The sequence below is a fragment of the Paenibacillus sp. LT-B23 genome, assembly GCF_059417685.1.
Map to the genome: position 1 here is coordinate 13,515 of NZ_JBSQBM010000037.1, position 19,985 is coordinate 33,499.

18 protein-coding genes, 1 pseudogene and 1 CRISPR repeat array are annotated in these 19,985 nt (G+C 42.8%); of the genes and pseudogenes, 3 read left to right on the plus strand and 16 right to left on the minus strand.

All coding sequences use genetic code 11. The features are described 5' to 3' along the window. Window positions 1–28: 28 nt before the first annotated feature. A complete protein-coding gene (locus tag ACWXW9_RS27775) occupies window positions 29–1,507 on the minus strand; it encodes a peptidase associated/transthyretin-like domain-containing protein (RefSeq protein WP_494932020.1) in 1,479 nt (492 codons plus the stop codon). 292 nt (window positions 1,508–1,799) lie between these two features. Next, window positions 1,800–3,272, minus strand: a complete 1,473-nt coding sequence (locus ACWXW9_RS27780; protein WP_494932021.1) for a hypothetical protein — start codon at window positions 3,270–3,272, stop codon at window positions 1,800–1,802. Between the two features lie 421 nt (window positions 3,273–3,693). Beyond that, a CRISPR array of direct repeats spans window positions 3,694–4,329; the repeat unit is 32 nt; unit sequence ATTTCAATCCACGCACTCATGTAGAGTGCGAC. A 368-nt stretch (window positions 4,330–4,697) separates the two neighbouring features. On the opposite strand from ACWXW9_RS27780, the gene ACWXW9_RS27785 reads away from it, so the two are divergent. After that, entirely contained in the window at window positions 4,698–5,186 is a 489-nt protein-coding gene (locus tag ACWXW9_RS27785) for a hypothetical protein (protein WP_494932022.1), read from the plus strand. Window positions 5,187–5,224: 38 nt separating this feature from the next. Here ACWXW9_RS27785 and ACWXW9_RS27790 read toward each other — a convergent pair whose 3' ends face one another. From ACWXW9_RS27790 to ACWXW9_RS27800, 3 genes are all read right to left on the minus strand, one after another. Continuing rightward, entirely contained in the window at window positions 5,225–6,055 is an 831-nt protein-coding gene (locus ACWXW9_RS27790) for a siderophore biosynthesis protein (RefSeq protein ID WP_494932023.1), read from the minus strand. Window positions 6,056–6,200: 145 nt separating this feature from the next. Then, the gene (locus ACWXW9_RS27795) at window positions 6,201–6,314 is read right to left on the minus strand and encodes a putative holin-like toxin (RefSeq protein WP_223264084.1); all 114 of its coding nucleotides are present in this window, start codon (window positions 6,312–6,314) and stop codon (window positions 6,201–6,203) included. A gap of 84 nt (window positions 6,315–6,398) precedes the next feature. Then, window positions 6,399–7,049, minus strand: coding sequence for a Fes1 domain-containing protein (locus tag ACWXW9_RS27800; RefSeq protein WP_494932024.1), 651 nt, complete (start codon window positions 7,047–7,049; stop codon window positions 6,399–6,401). 171 nt (window positions 7,050–7,220) lie between these two features. Here ACWXW9_RS27800 and ACWXW9_RS27805 point away from each other — a divergent pair, with 171 nt between their 5' ends. Then, entirely contained in the window at window positions 7,221–7,436 is a 216-nt protein-coding gene (locus ACWXW9_RS27805; protein ID WP_014282582.1) for a helix-turn-helix domain-containing protein, read from the plus strand. 676 nt (window positions 7,437–8,112) lie between these two features. Here ACWXW9_RS27805 and ACWXW9_RS27810 read toward each other — a convergent pair. The 8 genes from ACWXW9_RS27810 to ACWXW9_RS27845 form a co-directional block, all read right to left on the minus strand. Continuing rightward, window positions 8,113–9,105 (minus strand): DUF6602 domain-containing protein, encoded by a 993-nt coding sequence (locus tag ACWXW9_RS27810; RefSeq protein WP_494932025.1) that lies wholly within the window; start codon window positions 9,103–9,105, stop codon window positions 8,113–8,115. Between the two features lie 5 nt (window positions 9,106–9,110). Then, window positions 9,111–9,938 (minus strand): type III-B CRISPR module RAMP protein Cmr6, encoded by an 828-nt coding sequence (gene cmr6, locus ACWXW9_RS27815; RefSeq protein WP_494932026.1) that lies wholly within the window; start codon window positions 9,936–9,938, stop codon window positions 9,111–9,113. Between the two features lie 17 nt (window positions 9,939–9,955). Beyond that, window positions 9,956–10,327: a type III-B CRISPR module-associated protein Cmr5 gene (cmr5, locus tag ACWXW9_RS27820; RefSeq protein WP_494932027.1), complete on the minus strand. Its 372-nt coding sequence runs from the start codon at window positions 10,325–10,327 to the stop codon at window positions 9,956–9,958. Continuing rightward, window positions 10,324–11,283, minus strand: a complete 960-nt coding sequence (gene cmr4 / locus ACWXW9_RS27825; RefSeq protein WP_494932028.1) for a type III-B CRISPR module RAMP protein Cmr4 — start codon at window positions 11,281–11,283, stop codon at window positions 10,324–10,326. Before cmr4 ends, cmr5 begins: the two co-directional genes overlap by 4 nt. Beyond that, window positions 11,273–12,562 (minus strand): type III-B CRISPR module-associated protein Cmr3, encoded by a 1,290-nt coding sequence (cmr3, locus tag ACWXW9_RS27830; RefSeq protein ID WP_494932029.1) that lies wholly within the window; start codon window positions 12,560–12,562, stop codon window positions 11,273–11,275. The genes cmr4 and cmr3 overlap by 11 nt, the downstream gene beginning before the upstream one ends. Continuing rightward, window positions 12,531–14,459: a type III-B CRISPR-associated protein Cas10/Cmr2 gene (cas10, locus tag ACWXW9_RS27835; RefSeq protein WP_494932030.1), complete on the minus strand. Its 1,929-nt coding sequence runs from the start codon at window positions 14,457–14,459 to the stop codon at window positions 12,531–12,533. The genes cmr3 and cas10 overlap by 32 nt, the downstream gene beginning before the upstream one ends. Continuing rightward, a complete protein-coding gene (cmr1, locus tag ACWXW9_RS27840; RefSeq protein ID WP_494932031.1) occupies window positions 14,351–15,880 on the minus strand; it encodes a type III-B CRISPR module RAMP protein Cmr1 in 1,530 nt (509 codons plus the stop codon). The genes cas10 and cmr1 overlap by 109 nt, the downstream gene beginning before the upstream one ends. A gap of 708 nt (window positions 15,881–16,588) precedes the next feature. Continuing rightward, on the minus strand, window positions 16,589–17,269 hold the full coding sequence (locus tag ACWXW9_RS27845; protein WP_494932032.1) for a hypothetical protein: 681 nt from the start codon (window positions 17,267–17,269) through the stop codon (window positions 16,589–16,591). Between the two features lie 160 nt (window positions 17,270–17,429). Here ACWXW9_RS27845 and ACWXW9_RS27850 point away from each other — a divergent pair, with 160 nt between their 5' ends. After that, window positions 17,430–17,858 carry a DUF4395 domain-containing protein gene (locus ACWXW9_RS27850; protein WP_494932033.1) on the plus strand — a complete coding sequence of 143 codons (429 nt, stop codon included), beginning with the start codon at window positions 17,430–17,432 and terminating at the stop codon, window positions 17,856–17,858. Between the two features lie 17 nt (window positions 17,859–17,875). Here ACWXW9_RS27850 and ACWXW9_RS27855 read toward each other — a convergent pair whose 3' ends face one another. The 3 genes and pseudogenes from ACWXW9_RS27855 to ACWXW9_RS27865 all read right to left on the minus strand — a co-directional run. Continuing rightward, on the minus strand, window positions 17,876–18,223 hold the full coding sequence (locus ACWXW9_RS27855) for a Na-translocating system protein MpsC family protein (RefSeq protein WP_044647337.1): 348 nt from the start codon (window positions 18,221–18,223) through the stop codon (window positions 17,876–17,878). Between the two features lie 805 nt (window positions 18,224–19,028). Continuing rightward, a complete protein-coding gene (locus tag ACWXW9_RS27860) occupies window positions 19,029–19,571 on the minus strand; it encodes a GNAT family N-acetyltransferase (RefSeq protein ID WP_494932034.1) in 543 nt (180 codons plus the stop codon). 237 nt (window positions 19,572–19,808) lie between these two features. Further along, window positions 19,809–19,985 (minus strand): annotated as a pseudogene (locus ACWXW9_RS27865) (macrolide family glycosyltransferase); the annotation flags it as partial.

Genomic DNA, 19,985 nt, shown 5'->3' on the forward strand with positions numbered 1-19,985 from the left:
AAAAATGAACAAATATTAAAGCAGTTAATCAACCGCCATAAATACTGTAAGCGAAGTGATATACAATATCTGTGTCTATAATCGAAGTACCCCTAACCTGAGCAGCTACCCCTGAGAGATCAAAATAGTGTGTAAAACTGATTGGTCCAGACAGGTATTCCGCAATACTTCCAGTTGAATGTGGCAGGGAAACGGTAACACTAAAGGCCCCATTCTGATCCGTATAAGCTGTGCCTGTACGAGTGCGATTGCCGCTGCCTTCAGTCCAGTTCTGATTTAACCATGTCATATCAACAGGCGCATTTGCAACAGGATAATTATCAGTTGTAGTAACGACACCCTTCACAGTAAAATCACTGGTTCCAGTAACACGGTAATGACGACCGTAAGAATAGGTTGGGTAGTCATTAGGGCCATTTTTAGAAGAGTCGTAACCGTTAATTACAATTTTTCCAGCCCGAAGTACCGGTTTAAGTGTTAGTGTATACAAATGGTCAGCTGAATACTGATTGGTTGTGTATACTCGTACATAGTAGGTTCCAGTATTTAAAGAAACATTGTGATTCGTTTGCGGGAGAAGCACCATCTGGTTGCCGCTGAGAGCTCCATAAACTTCCGCTTTGTAACCGTAGCTTTCCGAGGTACTATCCAGCTTTACATTTAATGCATCATAATTGCGGCTCGCAGGGATCGTAATTTGATACCAGTCGTTATCAATGCCTGAATGGATGGAACGTGAGTTAAGGGAAGATCCACCCGTACTAAAGGTAAAGTTATAAGCATGAAAAGCGCTCTCATCCGGTTCATATGCATCGTAGCTGGAACTTGTATCGACAGTGAGATAGAAGGGAGCATTAATGCTAGAGCCCTTCTTGGCATGAACTGCAATCGCATAAGCCTTTTCGGATCCGATAGCATTGCGCGCTCCTACGTTTTCGGGAAGTGATGCAGCCCCCTGTTCATAATTGTTAAAATAAGTACCGTAGGTAGAAGCATCTATTGGATTGGGGTTGATGTCACCTGTCGTCATATCAAACTCGTATAAGTATAAGTCATAGTCAAGCTGTGCTGAAAATGGACCATCCAGCTGAGCCTGCAACAATTCGCCAGGCTGCAAATAGATCGGATATAAAAATTGTGTACCTCCCTCTTCCGTAATCGTACCGGAATACGTAGCAGAAGAAGCTGTGGCTGTGGCTGTGGCTGCCGCTGGGCTTGCTTTCAGCGAAGGAACAGTTTCTTTTTTCAATGAGGGTGTCTCTGGTGTTTTGAAGTTGATATCTTCCTTCATTGCATACACCGAAGAAGTAATACTGTCCGGCTTGTCTGCCCGCGTTAGCTGCTTAATGACGTTTTCATTTACAGTTGTTAGCTGAACATCAGACTCCGCCTTAATCGCTTGGTCCGATACCCCCTCTGTGCTTTGACTCGCGTTTGCAGTCAACCCGAAAGCAAACAGGAGCATCGTGCTTAGCATAACTGCAATAGCCTTTTTGAATCTCTTCATACTGAAATCCCCTCTCAAATGGTTTAAGGAATTCCCGCTATTCCCCGGATAAACCAGGGTACTTCTAGGCTGTATGACTCTATCATAAAACACTTCTAGTTCTAATGGAAGATACTGTACTAAATATTTTTATTTGTAATATGTGATATCAGGACCAATGGCGTATATAGTCATATGATGTGGCTGAATCAAAAAAAACATAAAGAGCCGCCTTTTTCGATAATGGAAAGCCTCAGCAAGCCATTGCGAAAAAAACGACTCTTATGTATTACTCTACTATGTTAAAAAATGCTTAATTTCTAATACTGTAAGCAAAAAGATAAATAATATCCGTTGCACTAATCGAGGTGCCGTCGACCTGAGCCGCTACCCCTGTAAGATCATAATAGTGCGTAGAACCAATGTCACCCAAATAATCTACATTTCTTCCTGTAGATTGTGGAAGGGATAGTGTCACACTGAATGCCCCGTTATTGTTCGTATACGTAGAAGCTGTTCTGGTACGGTTACCGCTGCCCTCGCTCCAGTTCTGATCCACCCAAGCGACAGTGACAGGCGCATTGGGAACCAGTTGACCATCCGTCGTTTTAACGACACCATTCACGATCAGGCTGCTGCCTCCATTAATACGATAATGACGACCGTATGAGTAAGTTGGATAGTCATAATAGCCATTGGAGTTATAGCCGGTAATTTCAATTTTCCCAGCCTTGAGTACCGGTTTGATCGTTAGTGTATACAAATGGTCGGCTGAATACTGACTTGTGGTGTACACTCGCACGTAGTAGGTTCCTGTATTTAAGGTAACATTATGATTCGTTTGTGGCAGAAGCACCATTTGATTGCCAGTAAGAGCTGCATATACTTCCGCTTTGTACCCATAGCTTTCCGAGGTGCTATCCAGCCTTACATTTAATGCATCATAATTACGGCTTGCCGGTACTGTAACTTGATACCAATCGTTATCAATACCGGAATGGATGGTGCGGAAGTTAATCGAGGAACCCTTGTCATTAACAGTAAAATTATAAGCATGGAAGGCACTGTCATCCGGCTCATAGGCATCGTAGTTGGAGCTTACAGCTACAGTTAAATAGAAAAGATCATTAATGCTAGAGCCCTTCTTGGCATGGACTGCAATCGCATAAGCCTTTTCAGAACCGGCTGTATTGCGAGCTTCTACGTTTTCGGGAAGGGACGCAGCTCCTTGTTCATAATTGTTAACATAAGTCCCGTAGTTGGAGACGTCTATTGGATTTGAATTAATATCACCTGTCGTCATATCAAACTCATATAGGTACAAGTCATAGTCAAGCTGTGCTGAAAACGGCCCGTCCAATTGAGCCTGCAACAGTTCGCCGGACTGCAAGTAGATCGGATATAAAAACTGTGTACCTCCCTCTTCCGTAATCGTACCGGAATATGTAGCGGAGGACGCTGTAGCTGTGGCATTCGCTGATGCTGACTTTGGACTTGCTTTCAGCGAAGGGGTAACTTTCTTTTTCAAAACAGATTTCTGCGGTGCTGCCAAGTTGATGTTTTCTGTAATGGTGTACACCGAATCTGTAATGCTTGCGGGCTTGTCTGCCCGTGTTAAATCTTTAATGACGCTTTCTTTTTCAGTTGTTAGCTGAACATTGGACTCCGCTTTAATCGCCTGTTCCGTTTTACCCTCTGTGCTTTGACTCGCGTTCGCAGTCATCCCGAAAGAAAGCAGGAGCACCGTGCTTAGCATAACCGAAGTTGCCTTTTTGAACCTATTCATACTGAAATCCCCTCTCGAATGTTTTAAGAAATTTCCGCTATTCCCCAGATACATCTGGAAAACTTCTATGCTGTCTATCTCTATCATAAAGCAATTCTGGTTCTAATGGAAGATACTTCTTCAAATATTCTTATTTGTAATCCGTGATAATTTTGTCACCGCTTTTGGAACTATGCCTGAGGCAGAGCACTGAACATCCCTGTCTACTTTTTTATCCTAAAAATCACGACGAAGAAGGCTACCCTAATTAAAAGGGAGCCTTTTTTTGAGTTTCAAGCTAAAAAACTTGAACACATATCTTGAGCGCACATAATGCACCTTTCGTAAAACACGTAAAAAGTTATTTTGAGCGCTGTGCTTTAATCTCGCATTCATGTAGAGTGCGACGGTTGTCGATCATGACGCTGCTCATGCGCTTGGAATTTCAATCCACGCACTCATATAGAGTGCGACTCAGTGTTTAGGGATAATAGTGCTAAACTAGGTCAATTTCAATCCACGCACTCATGTAGAGTGCGACCGTAACCCACGTAAGGCGGCATACAATAAGGTGTAATTTCAATCCACGCACTCATGTAGAGTGCGACTTCGCTCATATGAGTGGGAAGCTTGCTCCATGATGATTTCAATCCACGCACTCATGTAGAGTGCGACGATACTTGCGTGTCTTGACCGTTTTGTTTTGGATATTTCAATCCACGCACTCATGTAGAGTGCGACCTGGTGGTTTGGTTCAAACCTCTGTGGAGTACGGTATTTCAATCCACGCACTCATGTAGAGTGCGACGTGGGTGTGATTATCAGGTTATACGATCCTGTTATTATTTCAATCCACGCACTCATGTAGAGTGCGACTTTGTATAGCAGTAGAGGCATTCATCCATAGCTTAGGTATTTCAATCCACGCACTCATGTAGAGTGCGACTCATGTCCCCTCCATTGTCATGGGTAATACCGCAATTTCAATCCACGCACTCATGTAGAGTGCGACTACTTGTCATATTTCACCTGTGTTAATTCAGATTATTTCAATCCACGCACTCATGTAGAGTGCGACAGCGAAAATGCAGTAATTCATACCCTAACGATATCAATTCCACACATTATCGTAAAAACTGATGCCTAATAAGCTTGGATCAACTATTGACTTTTAAGGATAAAAAGCCATTCCAATACTTTTCGACAAGTTTCGAGGTGCGAAGGACCCGGGATTTTCATGTGCGCTTGGGGTTCGCACCGAATCGGCTTCTATATAGTACCCTATTTTTAGTGAGCAGATCAATTAACTTAGTTTCGACACTATTTTACCATAAAAACCCTGCCATTCTCCTATTTATACGATATAATAAAAGATATGGATAGTTCTTTTTTTACTACAAGTCACATCGAATTACCCATAAACATACATAAAAAAGGGGAATACAGATGAAGAAGTTAAGCGTATTTATGTTAGTATTATGTTGTTTTTCTATTTTGGCAGCATGCTCAACCGATCCTATTAAAAAAGATTTAATTACTTATGTGAATGATGGAATCCTTCCCTTGGCACAAGATGAAAAAACAGTAACTGCCAAATATGAATCCGTGACCGGAGATAAATATACAGACGATGAAACACTATATAACACTTTAAGAAACGATATTATCCCTGGATACACCAAGTATCTTGATAAAGCAGAAGCTATAAAGACAGAAACTCCTGAAGTGCGAGCTGTCCACGAAATCTACATCAAGGCGATTAGCACCCAAAAAGAAGCACTCATCTCGATGGTAGATGGCTTTGAAAAACAGGATATGGCTTTAATCAATGATAGTAATACCAAACTCAGCGAGGGTAACAATTTATCCAGAGATTTTGCTGAAAAGCTAAACGCACTTGCCAAAGAGCATAATGTGGAGATGAATAAGAAATAAGGTTTAAAACTCCCTTCTCGGGAGTTTTTTCTATATACCTACGAATACTCGAAGCAAATAACCGCTTTACCCAATTCTCTATCATAAAATAAATAGACTTTATCTGCCCCGAACGCTTGAAAATAATATCCCGTGAAAGAACCGATATAGGTAGAAGTCTCACCATTGGCGCGTTTAGGTACATGAAGCAAGTTGGTATGTTCGAACTGGAGCATCTCTTCGATAGATTCACCATATTCCTTTATATAGCTTTGGGCCTCTTCGGACTGAAATGCGATATCATCCAATATACCGTTGACTTCAGGAAAACTCACCCCCCAACCGCTGGATTTCTTTTCCTCAAAATCACGGGTGAGTTCTTCTACAGACTCTTTGGCATCTCCAAGAGAGGAATAAGGGTAAATGTTGTTATTTTGCAGGAAAAACGCTTTGCGGGATTGATAATCTTGTTCATTAGCTACATATGCACGCTCCACTTCATCCAGAGACATGACTTTCCTTTTCATGCGTAGATTTGCTTTATCCCCGGTGGATTTCAGCGCTTCATAGGCAGCTTCCAACTGCTCTTTCTGATGAAGGATAAAATAATCCCAATCCGCTTCGAATTTGTATTTACCATCCATCACATCGAACCCCAGCATATCTTCCTTCGTGAATGTGGTGTGAAATGACTGGGTATCCTCACCTACACAGCCCTCGTGAATTTCTTTTACAGAAACAAAATGCAACCACTCGTCCTGCTCCGGGAACAAAAATTGAAGATTAATCGAGCAAATTGGCAAAAAATGCTTCTGATAATGTTCAAGATCGCCAACAAATACGTCCTCATATGCTGGAAAATTTTTGATGTATCTCTCAGGTATATTCATAGTTGCCCCCTATATTTTCTCTTCAACTCTTTTTTCTTTTGTTGAATATCCATTATATATATATGTCCTCCTCTATGATGTATGGTCTATACCCATTTCATTGAATGGTAACAAACGGGTTTGAAATTCGCTATAAGTGGGCCGTCTACTTTCTGTTGTGTTGGTTCAATGCGATTAAGATGGTGACAATTAATCCGATCAACGCAACCAGCAGCGTACCGAACATCATCATTAATGTCAAAGCATCTTTAACCTCCACAGCCCTCACATCCTTTGCAGGAGACTAGCCAACTGCCCACCCAAGCCATTTTGTCGTCAGCGTAGCAACTACACCTATGGTTTGTTATGTACGGGCATACATTTCCTCTTCTACTCTTTCAATCGCTTGAATCAACGTCATGTGAGGGTCCTCATGCTTATACTGAATGGCCTGTTCGCCTGTACCGCCAGCATCACACCATTCCCAGTACATATGCACATCTACGGATTCCAGAAAATATACAGATAAGGCTTCGACCGGATTCATAGCATACATCGCCATAAAGGCTTCATTCGAGAGTTGCTCATAACGCAGGTATTCGTCTTTCATCAGGTAGAGTAGCTGCTGGATTGTCTGTTCATTCACATTGATGATACGATGGATGAAAGCATTGCGTCTTTCAACGCTATTCAGTATGATTTGCATAGCATGACGCATCTGCACAGCGTCGGGACTGATTTTGAGCAGGTGAATTAAATCATTAGTGGTTAAATTAGGGTTCCAAGGAGCTGGCTCAATAATCCGTGTCCATGCATCGTTATGCCCTCTTTCAAAAACCTCAATCGCGTCCGAAACATTGACACCGATGGTTTGCCATTTTCGTTGAAGTGCATCCACAATATGATAATAGTGTAGCTCTGCTGCTTCCTGCTCTCCCTTTTCTTGCTCCCACACCTGATTCATGCGTACAATATCCTTGATCGCTTGCACATTCGCTTTCCGTTTTTCAGTCACAGGTATCATCCTCCATTGAAATTCTGGTAAAATAGCAATAGCAAAGCTAAGGGTATGTTCGTTACATCCCTTTGGGTTGTAGTATATTCGCATTGGCGAATAAATCGTATATGCATTATATTATTCGCATAAATGAATAATGTCAATGAGTTTTTAGGAGGTTTCTTTTTCTTGCTAAAATTAAATATAAGGCTCAAAGAAGTGTTAAAAGAGCGCAATATGACGCAAATGCAGCTTTCGGAAAAATCAGGTGTTAATCAAGCAAGAATCTCGCAGCTTTGTAAAAATGGAAGACAAGAAGTAAACTTGCTTATGCTTGAAAAGATCGCTCATGCTCTGGAGATCAAGGACATTTCCGTGCTAATGCAGTTTGAAGAAACAGAATAGCGTGGTTTGTGCATGTTAAGCGTAGGAATAGATTAAGGAGTCTGTTTTAAAACAGGCTTCTTTTTTGGTGTTCAGCTTTTTAGGGTGGTAGTCCGAGCAGTTCCACAACTATAAAAAAGTTAGTTCATCAAGATGAGTCCATTAGCATTTTAACCAACACAAAAAAGGCTTGCCAAGTTCTAAGGCAAACCTTTTTTATGTTTCAAAGAAAAATGAGGAATGTCATAGCTGTGCTACATGTGTGGTATGAAAAATACGTGCTTTCAATTCATGCTGCTATATAAGGTGCAACTAAAATTTACAAAAAATTAGGATTTATTGTTGATGAATTTCAATCTACGCTCCTACATAAAGAGCGACTCAACTTAAGGAATGTGTTCACACTTACGGTTACGCGATTTCAATCCACGCTCCTACATAAAGAGCGACTGGGATAGATAATAATAGCTTCTGCGCTGATTGCCGTGTTTCAATCCACGCTCCCATGTAGGGAGCGACAGCACGCGTTACAAAGCCTTACCCAGCAAAGCTTTGTAAACGCTTTTTCGCGAATCTCTTTTCAACTCACCCATAAATGTTAAAAATCACACCCCAAAATCGCTGAATCCCTTGTCTGGCGCGGGGTGCGAATGTTCCGGGGATTTCATGTGCACTTGGGGTTCGCACTAATTAACCCCTATTTACTGTTATTGTTAAACATATTTACATAGGCCATATGTGGAAATAAAATAGGATTGTTAATGAGCATCAACAATTGATTCAATTGAAAGGTAAGAGAAAGTAATGCAATTTCTTGTTGCTTTCCTCGATTCTCATACACACGGTAGTTCTCCATTAGCAAAGCTTTCTCTAACACAGAAGATGGATTTTCCGCCTTGAATTTTGCTTTTATGTCATCGTAGTTGACGTTCTCTTTATGATTTAATGCGTCACTCCACGAAGCAAGATCCTGCAAACGAGATGACAGCCTCACCTTAAGCCGCTCACCCTCGGGATGGATATTAATATCAAAAGGTTCAATATATCTAGTCGAACTCTTACTCAGAGTATGACACAATATCTGGATCGGGCGCGTAGATGTTTGCGTGAGTTTTTTTCTCTCGTCTGGTTTAGGTTCCTTCTCCTTAGACATAGGTAATAGTAGCTTACCTTTAGCATCTGATTCATATGAATATTCTCCCATAGCGATACCATTAAACATACGCGTAATCGACTTGAGAGAAGTACTCAGCTTTGTAATGCTTCGTGACCAATCCGTGAGAACCTTCATATCTTTCTTCATCACATTCTTGCTCTTGCATTGCACAACCACGGCAACCGCTTCAATCGGAATATATTTAATACGACCGTGTCTAAAAATATAAGGGGTATACTGTTCATCAAAAATGGCCAGATCCACCTCTTTGGAGACGTGCCCGTGTGAGTCAATAAGAAATACCGATTGTTCAATGGAAAACTTACGAGGAATAATCTGCTCGAACAGAGATTTCCAGATATCTTCACGAAAGGTTCCACTGGTCACATGATGTCTTTCCGCCGCCATGTTGAGCTGACTGGTAATGCTTTTTTCCAAATGTATATAGTTTTGGGAAATCTGTTGGATCACTTTGGTCGCGTCCTCTTTGATCTCCTGCTGAATTGATCTATGAGATCGTTTCTTTTTCGACATCCGGTTCACTCCCCTGTTACCCTGACCATACGTCCATAGCCAGCATTCGTTTTGCCGCCAATTCCTTCATGTTCCAGTGCGTGCACTACAATTTCCTCTGCGATGTTGAGCCACTGTTTGGTTTGCACCTCTTCCAATCCGTCTATAGCACAGGTAAGCACGAAGCGGAAGTGAGAAGATACCGCCAAAAATGGAAGCGGAATAGGATCGTCGTCATCGCGCGGTGCAGCATCCATCTTTGGATCAAGTTTCTGTAGCTGAATGGCGTTATAGGCTTGATGATGCGGTGTCATTACATCCTGTACGAGCGCACTACCGATCGAATGGGGAGTTACCCACGCATCGTGAAAACAAATATAGCCCGCCTGATCCTGAGAGCCGAACAGAGCTGTGTAGTATTCATGGTCTGCGAGAAAATCGGAATTTTCCTTTCCTAATACATGGTGACAATAATGTGCTGCCAGCCCTTTGATCGCACTGCCAGGAATATAGGGAACCCCATAGATACGGTGCAATGTGAGCGAAATTTCCAATGCCGAAACTCCACCATGACCGATCAGCAGCGGTGAGACATTTTCCATCACAAATTCATTTATTCGGGACAGACTTAAATTTGCTTCCAGCGCTTGTTTATACTGATCAAAACGGGCTTGATACCATTCCTGTTGCCCTTTTAATTGCCATGCAGACTTATGCCCTTGGATAACCTGTTCGTACAGTGCCGCTTTGTCTTTCCCTTTGTCTGGGGGATTCTGTACAGCCTGACAGAGTGTTATCTTTTGTGCGTTTAAATCCGTTGTGGCCTGTTTGGTAATCGCAAGATATGCATTCAACACCATTCCCCCCTTCATCATGTATCCATACTATCCGACGCTTCTACTCGGAGAATGGCCTCCGCATATCGTTTAAACCAGACGGCTGCCTTGAGCGTTCTTTGGGACAAATCACGGTACTCCGTCATGTGGGGAGAAGAAAGTTCTTTTTCCCAACTGGAGATTCCCAATGCTGCCTCCATATCGCTAAGATAACGCCCATGATTAGAAGACGGGTCATTGCCTGCTTTACTTTCAAAAAAGGCAACCGTCAATCGCAGTCCGTTCACCAGCAGCATCGAAGGAAATAACTGGCACAGCCGACCATATTCCTTGTCGTTACTACTGGATTCAATCTGCCGGATACTATGGAGTGCTTTTTCGGCATATGTATGGGCTACCGATTTCATAGCGCTCCCCCTTTGACATAGCTACACCGGATTCTCCCCTTGCCTACGGTGGCATTTCCTCCAATTTGCAGGTACGTCTTCTGTGGCAATTCATCCAATAGCTTGCGCCCATTCATGTTATGCTGTTGACCGAGAGCCGGATCGGACCAGATTAGTCCATACAAGATGGATTCTGTCGGTAAATATTCCTCATTCCACAATGCACCATCTGCAACGATTTTTACATTTTGATCAATGCGGATACGGGGTACAATCTCGCTGCACATCGTTACAAAATACTGAAAAGCTTCATCGGATACGAGCGCGATCCGCTCGGTTAGCATGGACTGAGAAATATGATCATCGGCAAATAACTGCTTCGCCAGCCAATCCACCCAAGCTGTGAAGGCAGGGTCCTCTACTGCTTCATTGACAAATTCGTCAATATACAGCTTGTCTTTACCCGTTGCATGATCCCGCTTCCTCAGTTGACTCAGGGAATGAACTACGGACTGATCCTGATCCTGCTTTGGTTGCACCAGCTCCGACAGCTTGGATACATTCAATTCAGGCATGGCTATAGCGGCTGCTTCTATATCTCGTTTGAACCGTTTCAGCACGAGTGGGCAAGTGATATATGCGAAAGTACCATAGTGACTGGCGATTGGAAAAGCCAAAATTCTGGCATCCGTCATCACCAACGCTCCCGCATTCCCCTCATCTGCGCCCTCAGCATCATCTGCGCTCCGACTACTTCCCTTACCAAAAGCAACATCCAGCCACTTATCTGACTGCTTGTGGTTTCCATTGCTGAAAAAATCCCGATGCACTCCCTTAATGCTGGAGCCTGGCAAATAAGGCCATTCTGTTACTTTTTCTCTCATCATCGGCATATCGACGATGCCCACGCCCTGTCCTGCACCCACATGCACCGGAGCCATACAATGCACCATATACATTCGACTGTCAGTTCCCATTTTCCATCCCCCTCATTGATTCCATTGGAGTCCATATCCCCCACGTTGCCAGTCCGTAACCATCTTGCTTGTCAAAAAATGCATGTCGACGATCTTCATCAGACATGGACGCAAGCCATTTGCTGCGAACCAATTCTACTGGATCGCCCTCCATGACTTCAAAAAAATAGACACTGCCTGCCGGAGCCATACGACGTACGGCTTTAGCTTTATTCTTACCGTAGCTCCAGCCCGAAACGGCCTGCCAACGGGGGACACATGCCCAGCGCAGCTTGAGCTTGATGGGTAGTTTATGGTCGAGCTTTTCGGTCGATTCCAATTCCTCATTTAACCAGCCTGGTAGCCAGCCCTTGGAGAAATAGGCGGGAGTGGTCAACACCATACGCACATATTTGGGATGAGTGGCTACTGCTTGCAATACCTTTTCCGGACATGTCCAGATATCACTTTGCTTTTGCGAATCCTCAATTTCCTGAAAATGTGCCAGCCTCCGTTTCCCTCCCAAGGAATGAAGACCGTTGATCTTGCCTGTCCAGTTCAATTCCTCCGGTATCTTCACATGGGCGACAAGCGACAGGTCGGGTGGAAGCACCAGCGATTCCGTAGAAAATAAAGCCTTATCCATGGCTGTACACGTATTCGGCTGGATCGCCGTATGCGTGCGTACCTCACGGGCAAAGGGTGCGATGAAATGTTCTGAGGAGGACGTTTTTTTCTTCTTCTCTGTCTGCTGATTCCGCCATTGCCCAATGGCATCCGACCATTCCTGTGGTGAAACCTCATCGCAGAGCCACCGAATCATCCATTCCTCCGAGACGTAGGCGGGAGCGGATTTTAGGTTTTTTTTAATGTTCTGCGTCATCCCAATCGGCCACAGCTTGTCCTCATGCAATCCGGTGTTGCCAGTTCCAAGGAAGCCTTGCTTGACCTGTTCTTGTTCTTTCGGAGGCTGGCAAGGTCTTCGCACATGGACACTAATACTTCCTTTTTTGTCCCGATCTGCCCCATGATCCGACTCTGGTTCATATAGGTCCAGATCATGCGGCATGGGGTAAAAAAGCCTGTCTTCCAACATATATATCGGGCCACGCACATCCACCTTTGCCAAAGTCGAATATTGTGAGCATTGTTGGCGCATCAAAGTACGCAAGGTTCCGGCTATCACCCCTGGCGTTACGGTATTCAAGCTATGTGCCCGGGCGCCGGGCATAGCGCCGAACGGCCTTCCGTCCCGAATCATCAGCGGATCAAGAGGCTGAATCTGTATGCTGCGTTCCATCGGTTCCACCCACTTTCTCCAAAGTTATTGCAATCACGCATTGTTCTGCCAGCCGATGCAGTAGCGCAAGCGGATCAAAGTGGGATTCTCCCCCTGTCTCCTCTAATCCGGTAAATAAGGATAATACTTTTTGTATCATATTGTCCTTGGATATATGTGCGGGCTTCTTCTTTATGATCAGCCGCCGTACTTCTTGTAGTAGCAATTCACCCAAGCCTTCTTGTGGCACAGTCTTATGAGCTTGTAAATTCCCATACTCCGTATGAAGCTGTCTCAAGGCGTAGGCAAATCCTGACGAAATATAGCCTGACTTATATAGTGCCTTCATCTCGTTGATCGTCTCCACCGGCTGATCGCCAAAGGGAAGGCTCACCTTCATTTCCTCACTACCGCTTCTCTTTTGAAAATAAATAGCCAATGAATTACGGCGTACCTTTGCCAAAGCTTCTGTTGCCCGTGCCAGTTGCAGCGACTCTTCCAATGGCTCCATCATATGTACAATGGCAATTCCCACCGAAAACGTAGGCAGCCTTATCCCATCGGAAACAGCTTGCTTCATATTATGGATAAATTCCTCTTGTATTTTTCCAGCAGCATCCAAACAATAATTAAGTGGGAGTAACGCCATGACATCATCACCACCGCTGTAAATCATCTGGCCCGCGCAATGTTGAGTGACAATGTTATCGACTTGTGACGCAAACCTGGAGAGCTGCTCCGTGAATTTCTGATGCTCTTCCACAGTCCTCATGCCACGCAAGCAATTACCCATATGATCCCCATCCCCTACAATCAAAGCATAATAGGAGGTCGGGCTTTTTTTTATTTCATCATATAAAACATCCAATTTTCTGGTAATTATCCGTGTCATCTTGTCTGGCCATTCCTTGAATAACTGAGTAGATGCCTGTTGCTCCGTCATCAACTCCATGATCGCCTCTTCCACCCTGTTGGGGTAAAACAAACGCGAGTCGTAAGTGTCCGCTTTACCATCTGCCATTTTGGATATGTCCACATGTTCTTTTAAGTGTTCTCTTATATCCCGGTAAAAAAAATCCACTTTGTCTTTCATCTTTAGATTTTCCGGTTTCCTGACCTCATCCTCAAATTGACGAAAAGCTACATCACATACAGATTTGAATTCTCTCTCGTTCCCGATAAAACGTGACAAACGCTTCACGAGAGAAATTGCATCGAGCTTTTCATTCGGTTTGATACCAAACCCGGCATAAGAAGCGTATTTTCCCGATTTCAGCACAGACTCTCGTCCCCCATCCAGGCTGGACTTGGCATCACCAAAGAGGTTGGCAGGTTCATTAGGACGATAATCACGCAGGGTTTTTCGGGCAGCCATAAGCTGCTCCGTCTGCTTAAGCACATCCTCGTATTTGCCCTCCAACACAGACCATACAGCAAAAAATTCAACCAGATCCTTCACTTGTCGTTCCCACATCGGTCCAATAATACTGTCACCCAGTCTTTTTTTCGCTTCATTGGCATAATCCAGCCATTTGAATGTCACTGCACGCTTCACATCCAGTGCCACCTGTCGCGGGTTATCCGTAGTCACAATAGCCTGTACCTTATTGGCAACCTTGAGATCATCCAGCTCAGCCTCAGTCATATTCTGACTCAGATAAGGAAAAATCATTTGTGCCTTATGTGCCTCTGACAACTCCCTAGCGGCTTTCTTGCTAATCTCGGACAACACATAGGACCCGAACCATAGGTCGCGGGTTTTGCGAGCCTGTGCAATAAATTCCTGCACGGGACCGATAGAGAAGAGCATTAAGTATTGCGTCGGTTGTTGTAATTGTTGTGATTGTTGCGGGACTTGTTCTGTCCGTTCCGGCTGCCCTGGTACGGTTTCTTTTCTGGTTCTTGATGAATCTTCCATTTTTTGACTTCCTCCCCCTCTAAAAAAGCCTCTATTGCTGAAGTGAAAGGCTTCTTTTTATCCCCCATATTCATAGGACTATCAGAATACGTAAGCTCTTTATAAATGTCTTTTTGGGTAATGTTGTATTGCTTGATACGATCCTTTACTTCCTGTTCATGTTTTGAAGGTTTCCGGTCTTTCTCTGGAACCATTTGTAGCTCAAGCTTTTCCAGCTCGGGGTGATTTAATCTGACAATGACACCGACTCCCTTGCACTCACTGATTGCCAATGCCTTTGTAATAAGTGGCGAGGCGAGCCTATTTTTTCCCTTTGGTATTAGCTGAGTCTTATAAGGCTCCCGTTTGTCAGAAGTCATGGCCTTTAATTTAAAATCTTGCTTAAATTCAAAAATAATAGGCAATCCCATTTCAGCGCGAGGAAAAGCGATACATTCGCCTTTATCTATGGGCAGTGGATCTTTATGTAGACCTTCTGCCATTCCGGTTATGCGTCGCAATGAATCTGCTTCTGGCCACATACTTCGTTTATGTCCAGCTTTGAATGCTCTGAAATTTTTGTAAATCTCAATGACCGTTTTCCAGGCGAGAGACAAATCTCTATCATAAGTTTGGATGTGAATTTCTTTAGGCAACGTAGGCCACTCTTGTTTCCATTTTTCTCTTTCTTTATAAGAATAGAGTTTTAATCCATAATCTATTTGCTTTTTTTCATACCAATCTTTATAGCTAACATAATTCTCTCCTAGCTTTGGTGAAAAATCCTCACAAAACAGGCTCCCACAGCCTCGGCGTGTTCGATTCCCGATACCACCAAAATTAATCCATGCCCACAAAGCTGCTTCAACTTCTTTTTTTAATGCTTCTATATCTGGAAACAGATTGTCTTGAACTTTATCTTTAGCTGTGGGAATGTAGTCGCTATATTGAACATGCAGAGTAAAGGTAAACTTCCTCAATGTTCTTATTTTATTGTTGCTAGTGTATGGAAAAACGGCATAGGGCGGGAGAAAGTTTTTAAAGCGATAAGCAGGTCCTTGCCCAGGCCGAACCTGTTTATTCTTATTTATTTCCCTTGCCTCCGTAATTTCCGGTTTATGGCTACTTTCCACCCAAATTTTCACTCTGCTGGGCGAATGAGTATCACCAAAAATGGCAACCTCATGCCTGCGTAACTCATTCACATCCTCAAATGCTGCTCCCCGTGTGGCACGCCACCAAAAGCGCAAATGTCCCCGAATCGAAGAACTCCGAACGGGAAATGCTTCATCCACTTTCCCCGGTTCGCTGCTCCCTCCAAACATAGGGGTGACAATCTTGATTTCGTAGTGCTTATTTTCTTTTGTTTGTTTTCTGCCGCTTTTTAATTTTTCTTTTACATCGTTCAGTTCAGGCGGTAAAATGCGATTTTTGTAGTTCATACACTCACCTCACATCATGACTTATTACATAGTTTTAATGAACCAGTTATCAGTATAAGAAGACTATCAATAGGCTAAAAGTATCTCTTTTATAGAACATTATACTCTATGATGGAAATTTTTACAGGATTCTTTTCCATGATTCTACATTCTTTTCACTTCCGTTATCTACCATTATGGAGGATTTTGCTAACCTAAATTACAAAAAGCACCCAAGTCCCGTTTCATGAGAACCTTCGGTGCTTTTGGATTATTTCATTTTTTTAACAAGAACTAAGAACAATTATCGGTTGTTGTATCACTCTCGTGTAGAGAGTGATGGGTCGCCAGCTCTCTGCCTGGTTTCAATGTATGCTCCCATATAGGGAGCGACTATACAGACCGATGAACAGTTTTCTAAGATATTGGGGTTTCAATCCACGCTCCTACATAAGGAGCGACAACACAGAGGATATGACGTGCCTGTGACGCATTGGGGGTTTCAATCCACGCTCCCATATAAGGAGCGACAGCACACGTTACAAAGCCTTACCCAGCTAGGCTTTGTAAACGATTTTTCGCAAATCTCGTTTTAACTCACCAATAAATGTTAAAAACTACACCTCAAAATCGCTGAATCCCTTATCTGGCGCGGGGTGCGAATATTCCGGGGATTTCATGTGCACTTGGGGTTCGCACTCAAGTCTATGAAACCCATGCCTTGTTCTGTTATAAATTCTTTTTCAATTCCTGATCCTTTTGTTGCTCACTCAAATGCTGTAGTTCCTTGCTGTCATACAATAGACTCAGTTGGGGCTCGAAATTATCACCTTGTAAATCAAGCAAAATTTCTGTATCTTCTATCTCCCATGCTGCCTGATAATGCAATTCACCTGTCGCTACAGCCATTCCCCATTGGCTTGGTGTATCTTTGTATAACTCTCCCTTCCAAAGGGTATCATCACTGCTAGGCTTGCCGTATTTCTCCGTTAGGCTCTTTTTTAAGTCATTATAATTTTCAATATAATCATTCTTATTCGTATGTTTTTCTGTAACTAAATAACCTGCACGAACCAATTGATCATCCACAAAAAAGTACATGAGTCCGCTTTCCAGTCCCAATATCTTGGAATAATAGGCAATCGACTCATGATCTTCTTCCTCAACCTTCATATCTTCAGATGCCTTTACTTGCTCTTTACTCATCCCCCAGCCTACGTTGCGAAATGAAATTTCACCTTGATATCCCTTATTTTCAGTCGCTACCGTCTCATGTACAGTTGAACTGGCAGAGCCTCCTGATGCATTTGAACTTGTAGCACTCTCTGTACTTGTGGTACCGCTCTTGGAAGTAGTACAGCCCGATAGAACGACTCCTGCTACGCATAAACATAAAAATACCTTTTTCATAAACTGACCCCTTTACCGAATATATACCAAAACTCTACCATGTCTTTGGTAATGGGTCTATAGTAATGATCATACAAACCATTTTTCAGCTATCTATTCCCCAACCATTACGTTATAATGATCTCAACTATTTTATTCCGATGTGAAAAGGATGATATATATGAGTCAAGTTCCAGCCTCGATTCCCCGTCCGTTGGTCAGGACTAATCAATGGGTGATTGTGCTATCTGTGGTCTTTACCTGGATTACAGGGGCGTATGGGGTGTTAGCTATTCCACTGGTTGCGGGGTTGCTCGGTGTGCTATTCAACTTCAATCCGGTGATGCGGGTAGCCAAGCTATTTTTAAAGAAAAGCCCATCCTCATATGTGCAGGAGGACCGGGGACAGCAAAGATTTAATCAGATCCTTGCCGTCTTTTTTCTGCTGGTGGCTCTGGCAGGATTTACATTCCAATGGAGTATTGTTGCTTATGTGTTCTCAGCGATGGTGCTGGTGGCGGCATTGGTGGCTATTCTGGGCTTTTGTGTCGGATGCTTTATTCTGTACCAATGGTCCCAATATCAATATCGGAGAAGAAATCACATATAGATTGTCTCCCCTTCATCTTATTTTGCAACAATCGTATCCTCAAATACAAAAACGGAGATGGCTATATCTTCTTCCACTTTTATATCTGAAAAGAGGTGAAGCAGCCGGGAATCCATGTAATCCTCCAGTTCTTTGTTGAACTGTACGGGATAGATTTTTTGCACCATTTTGGTTCGGGCTGCATGCACCATCTCTTTCCCGGCAACCTCTTGTGCGAGAAACTTTTCAGAAGGAGTTAAATTACCGTACAGCATCGTGATGGCCATATTATCTACAAAGGTCGTATGTATGCGTTCTGGGCCTTTTCCGAATAGCTCTTTTCGCACTTTTCGAATAATTTCGTTAAAACCCGTTTCCTTTCTCATATCGCACCGCTCTCCTAAAATCTACTAAAATCCCTGTTACTATTTCCATCATAACCGATTCCTCTCATATAAAACAGAGATTGAAGGAAAGTGATTTTTGGAACATGTTTTGTTGCCTATTTTTCGTATTGATAAAAAAGTTATTTGAAGCCGATGAAACCGAATATTCATCTGGCATCCTCATCGTATCAAAAGCAACTCCTTTTTATACACTCTAACGATATCGTGTGAAGCTCGTCAAATCTTGAATTATAGCTTAACCACAAGCTTCTACGTTGTTTCACCTCATCTGATAATTGGAATGTAATTTTTTGTTCGCTATCTTCAATACGTTCAATTTGGTTGTCTACTGCAAATACATTTTCGGCAAAGCATTTGGAATTTCCATAAATAATAAATATATCTCTCTCATGTAACCCCTGGACTGTTTAATTTGTTACTCTTTTTATTTTTGCTCTAACAGGGACCATGAATGAATGAATGAGAACTTAAGACTCAAATCCCTCCAAAAGGCGAATTTCCCATCACAGAATATGGGAAGAAAATGAACCCTCACCTTGTAAGCGATGGGTGATTGGGGCATAGCTCATGTGCAGCATTTAAACAAGCTTTATGGGGAAGATCCATTTATGGAATCATTCAAAGTTAAAGAAGAGTTTGTCGAGACAAAATAATCCCCAAATAAAATAAAACCTCACAATATGAGCATTTAATCAATATTGCTCCTAATGAGAGGTTTTAAACAATCAACTAGCGTATCCCGTTAGTTGAGCCATAAATCATCGTTTATTATCACTTTGGGAAACTAGATATCCTCTGACGGATTTATAATCGCCAGAACCTGATGATCCTCCCACTCTCCGTTGATCTTTACGTTGCTTCGAGAGATGCCTTCTTTGTGAAAGCCAGCCTTCTCAAGCACACGGATTGATCCTGGATTCCGAGGAGAGGCTTCCCCGACGATCCGATGAAACTTTAGCTCATCGAAAGCGTAGCGAACCACCTGCTTCACCGCCTCCGTCGTATAGCCCTTGCCGTTATAAGCTTGGTCTAGGCTGTATCCGATCATACAGCTCTGAAGCGGTCCCCTCACCACAAAAGATAGATCTATGCTACCTATAATCCGGTCGTCCTCCTTGTGGCATACCACGAAGGAATATCTCCGATCCTCCATCATGTCGGCCTTGCTCTTAATAATCTTCTGGAGTTGGTGCTCCTCTGTATAGTGCTCCTCTAGGTTGTTTGGCGAAAACTTATCAAAGAACTCCCGATTACGCTTGTACATTGCTGTCAATTCTGCGACGTCCGCCACTTCAGAGAACCGGACGTATACTTGCTGCTCCGACATCTGCACCATCCTTCCAAACTATGATATTGAGAGAATTATATCACAGGATGAAGATTCGGAAATTGGTTTGATGAGCGGTGTATATCAGCATCATTTTTTATTAAAAAATTTTATATTTGAATCCATTTCATAAATGATAAGCCAACGAAATGTATACTACATATAGACAAACTAAACCATTTTGATCTATATGCACTCTTTATTAAAGCTACTGAGGGTATTATGAAATGGATTCATTTAGATATGATATTGACTTTTAAATTCGAAAATCTCATCAACAGCTTGATGATACCCACCTGATTTTTGAAAGGATTCCCTAATATTTGCGACAGAGTTCTTGAAAGATGAGAGACTTAACACATGATCTACGGCTTCACGTAGTTGATTTGCAGTCAAGCTTTGCATTTGTAATTG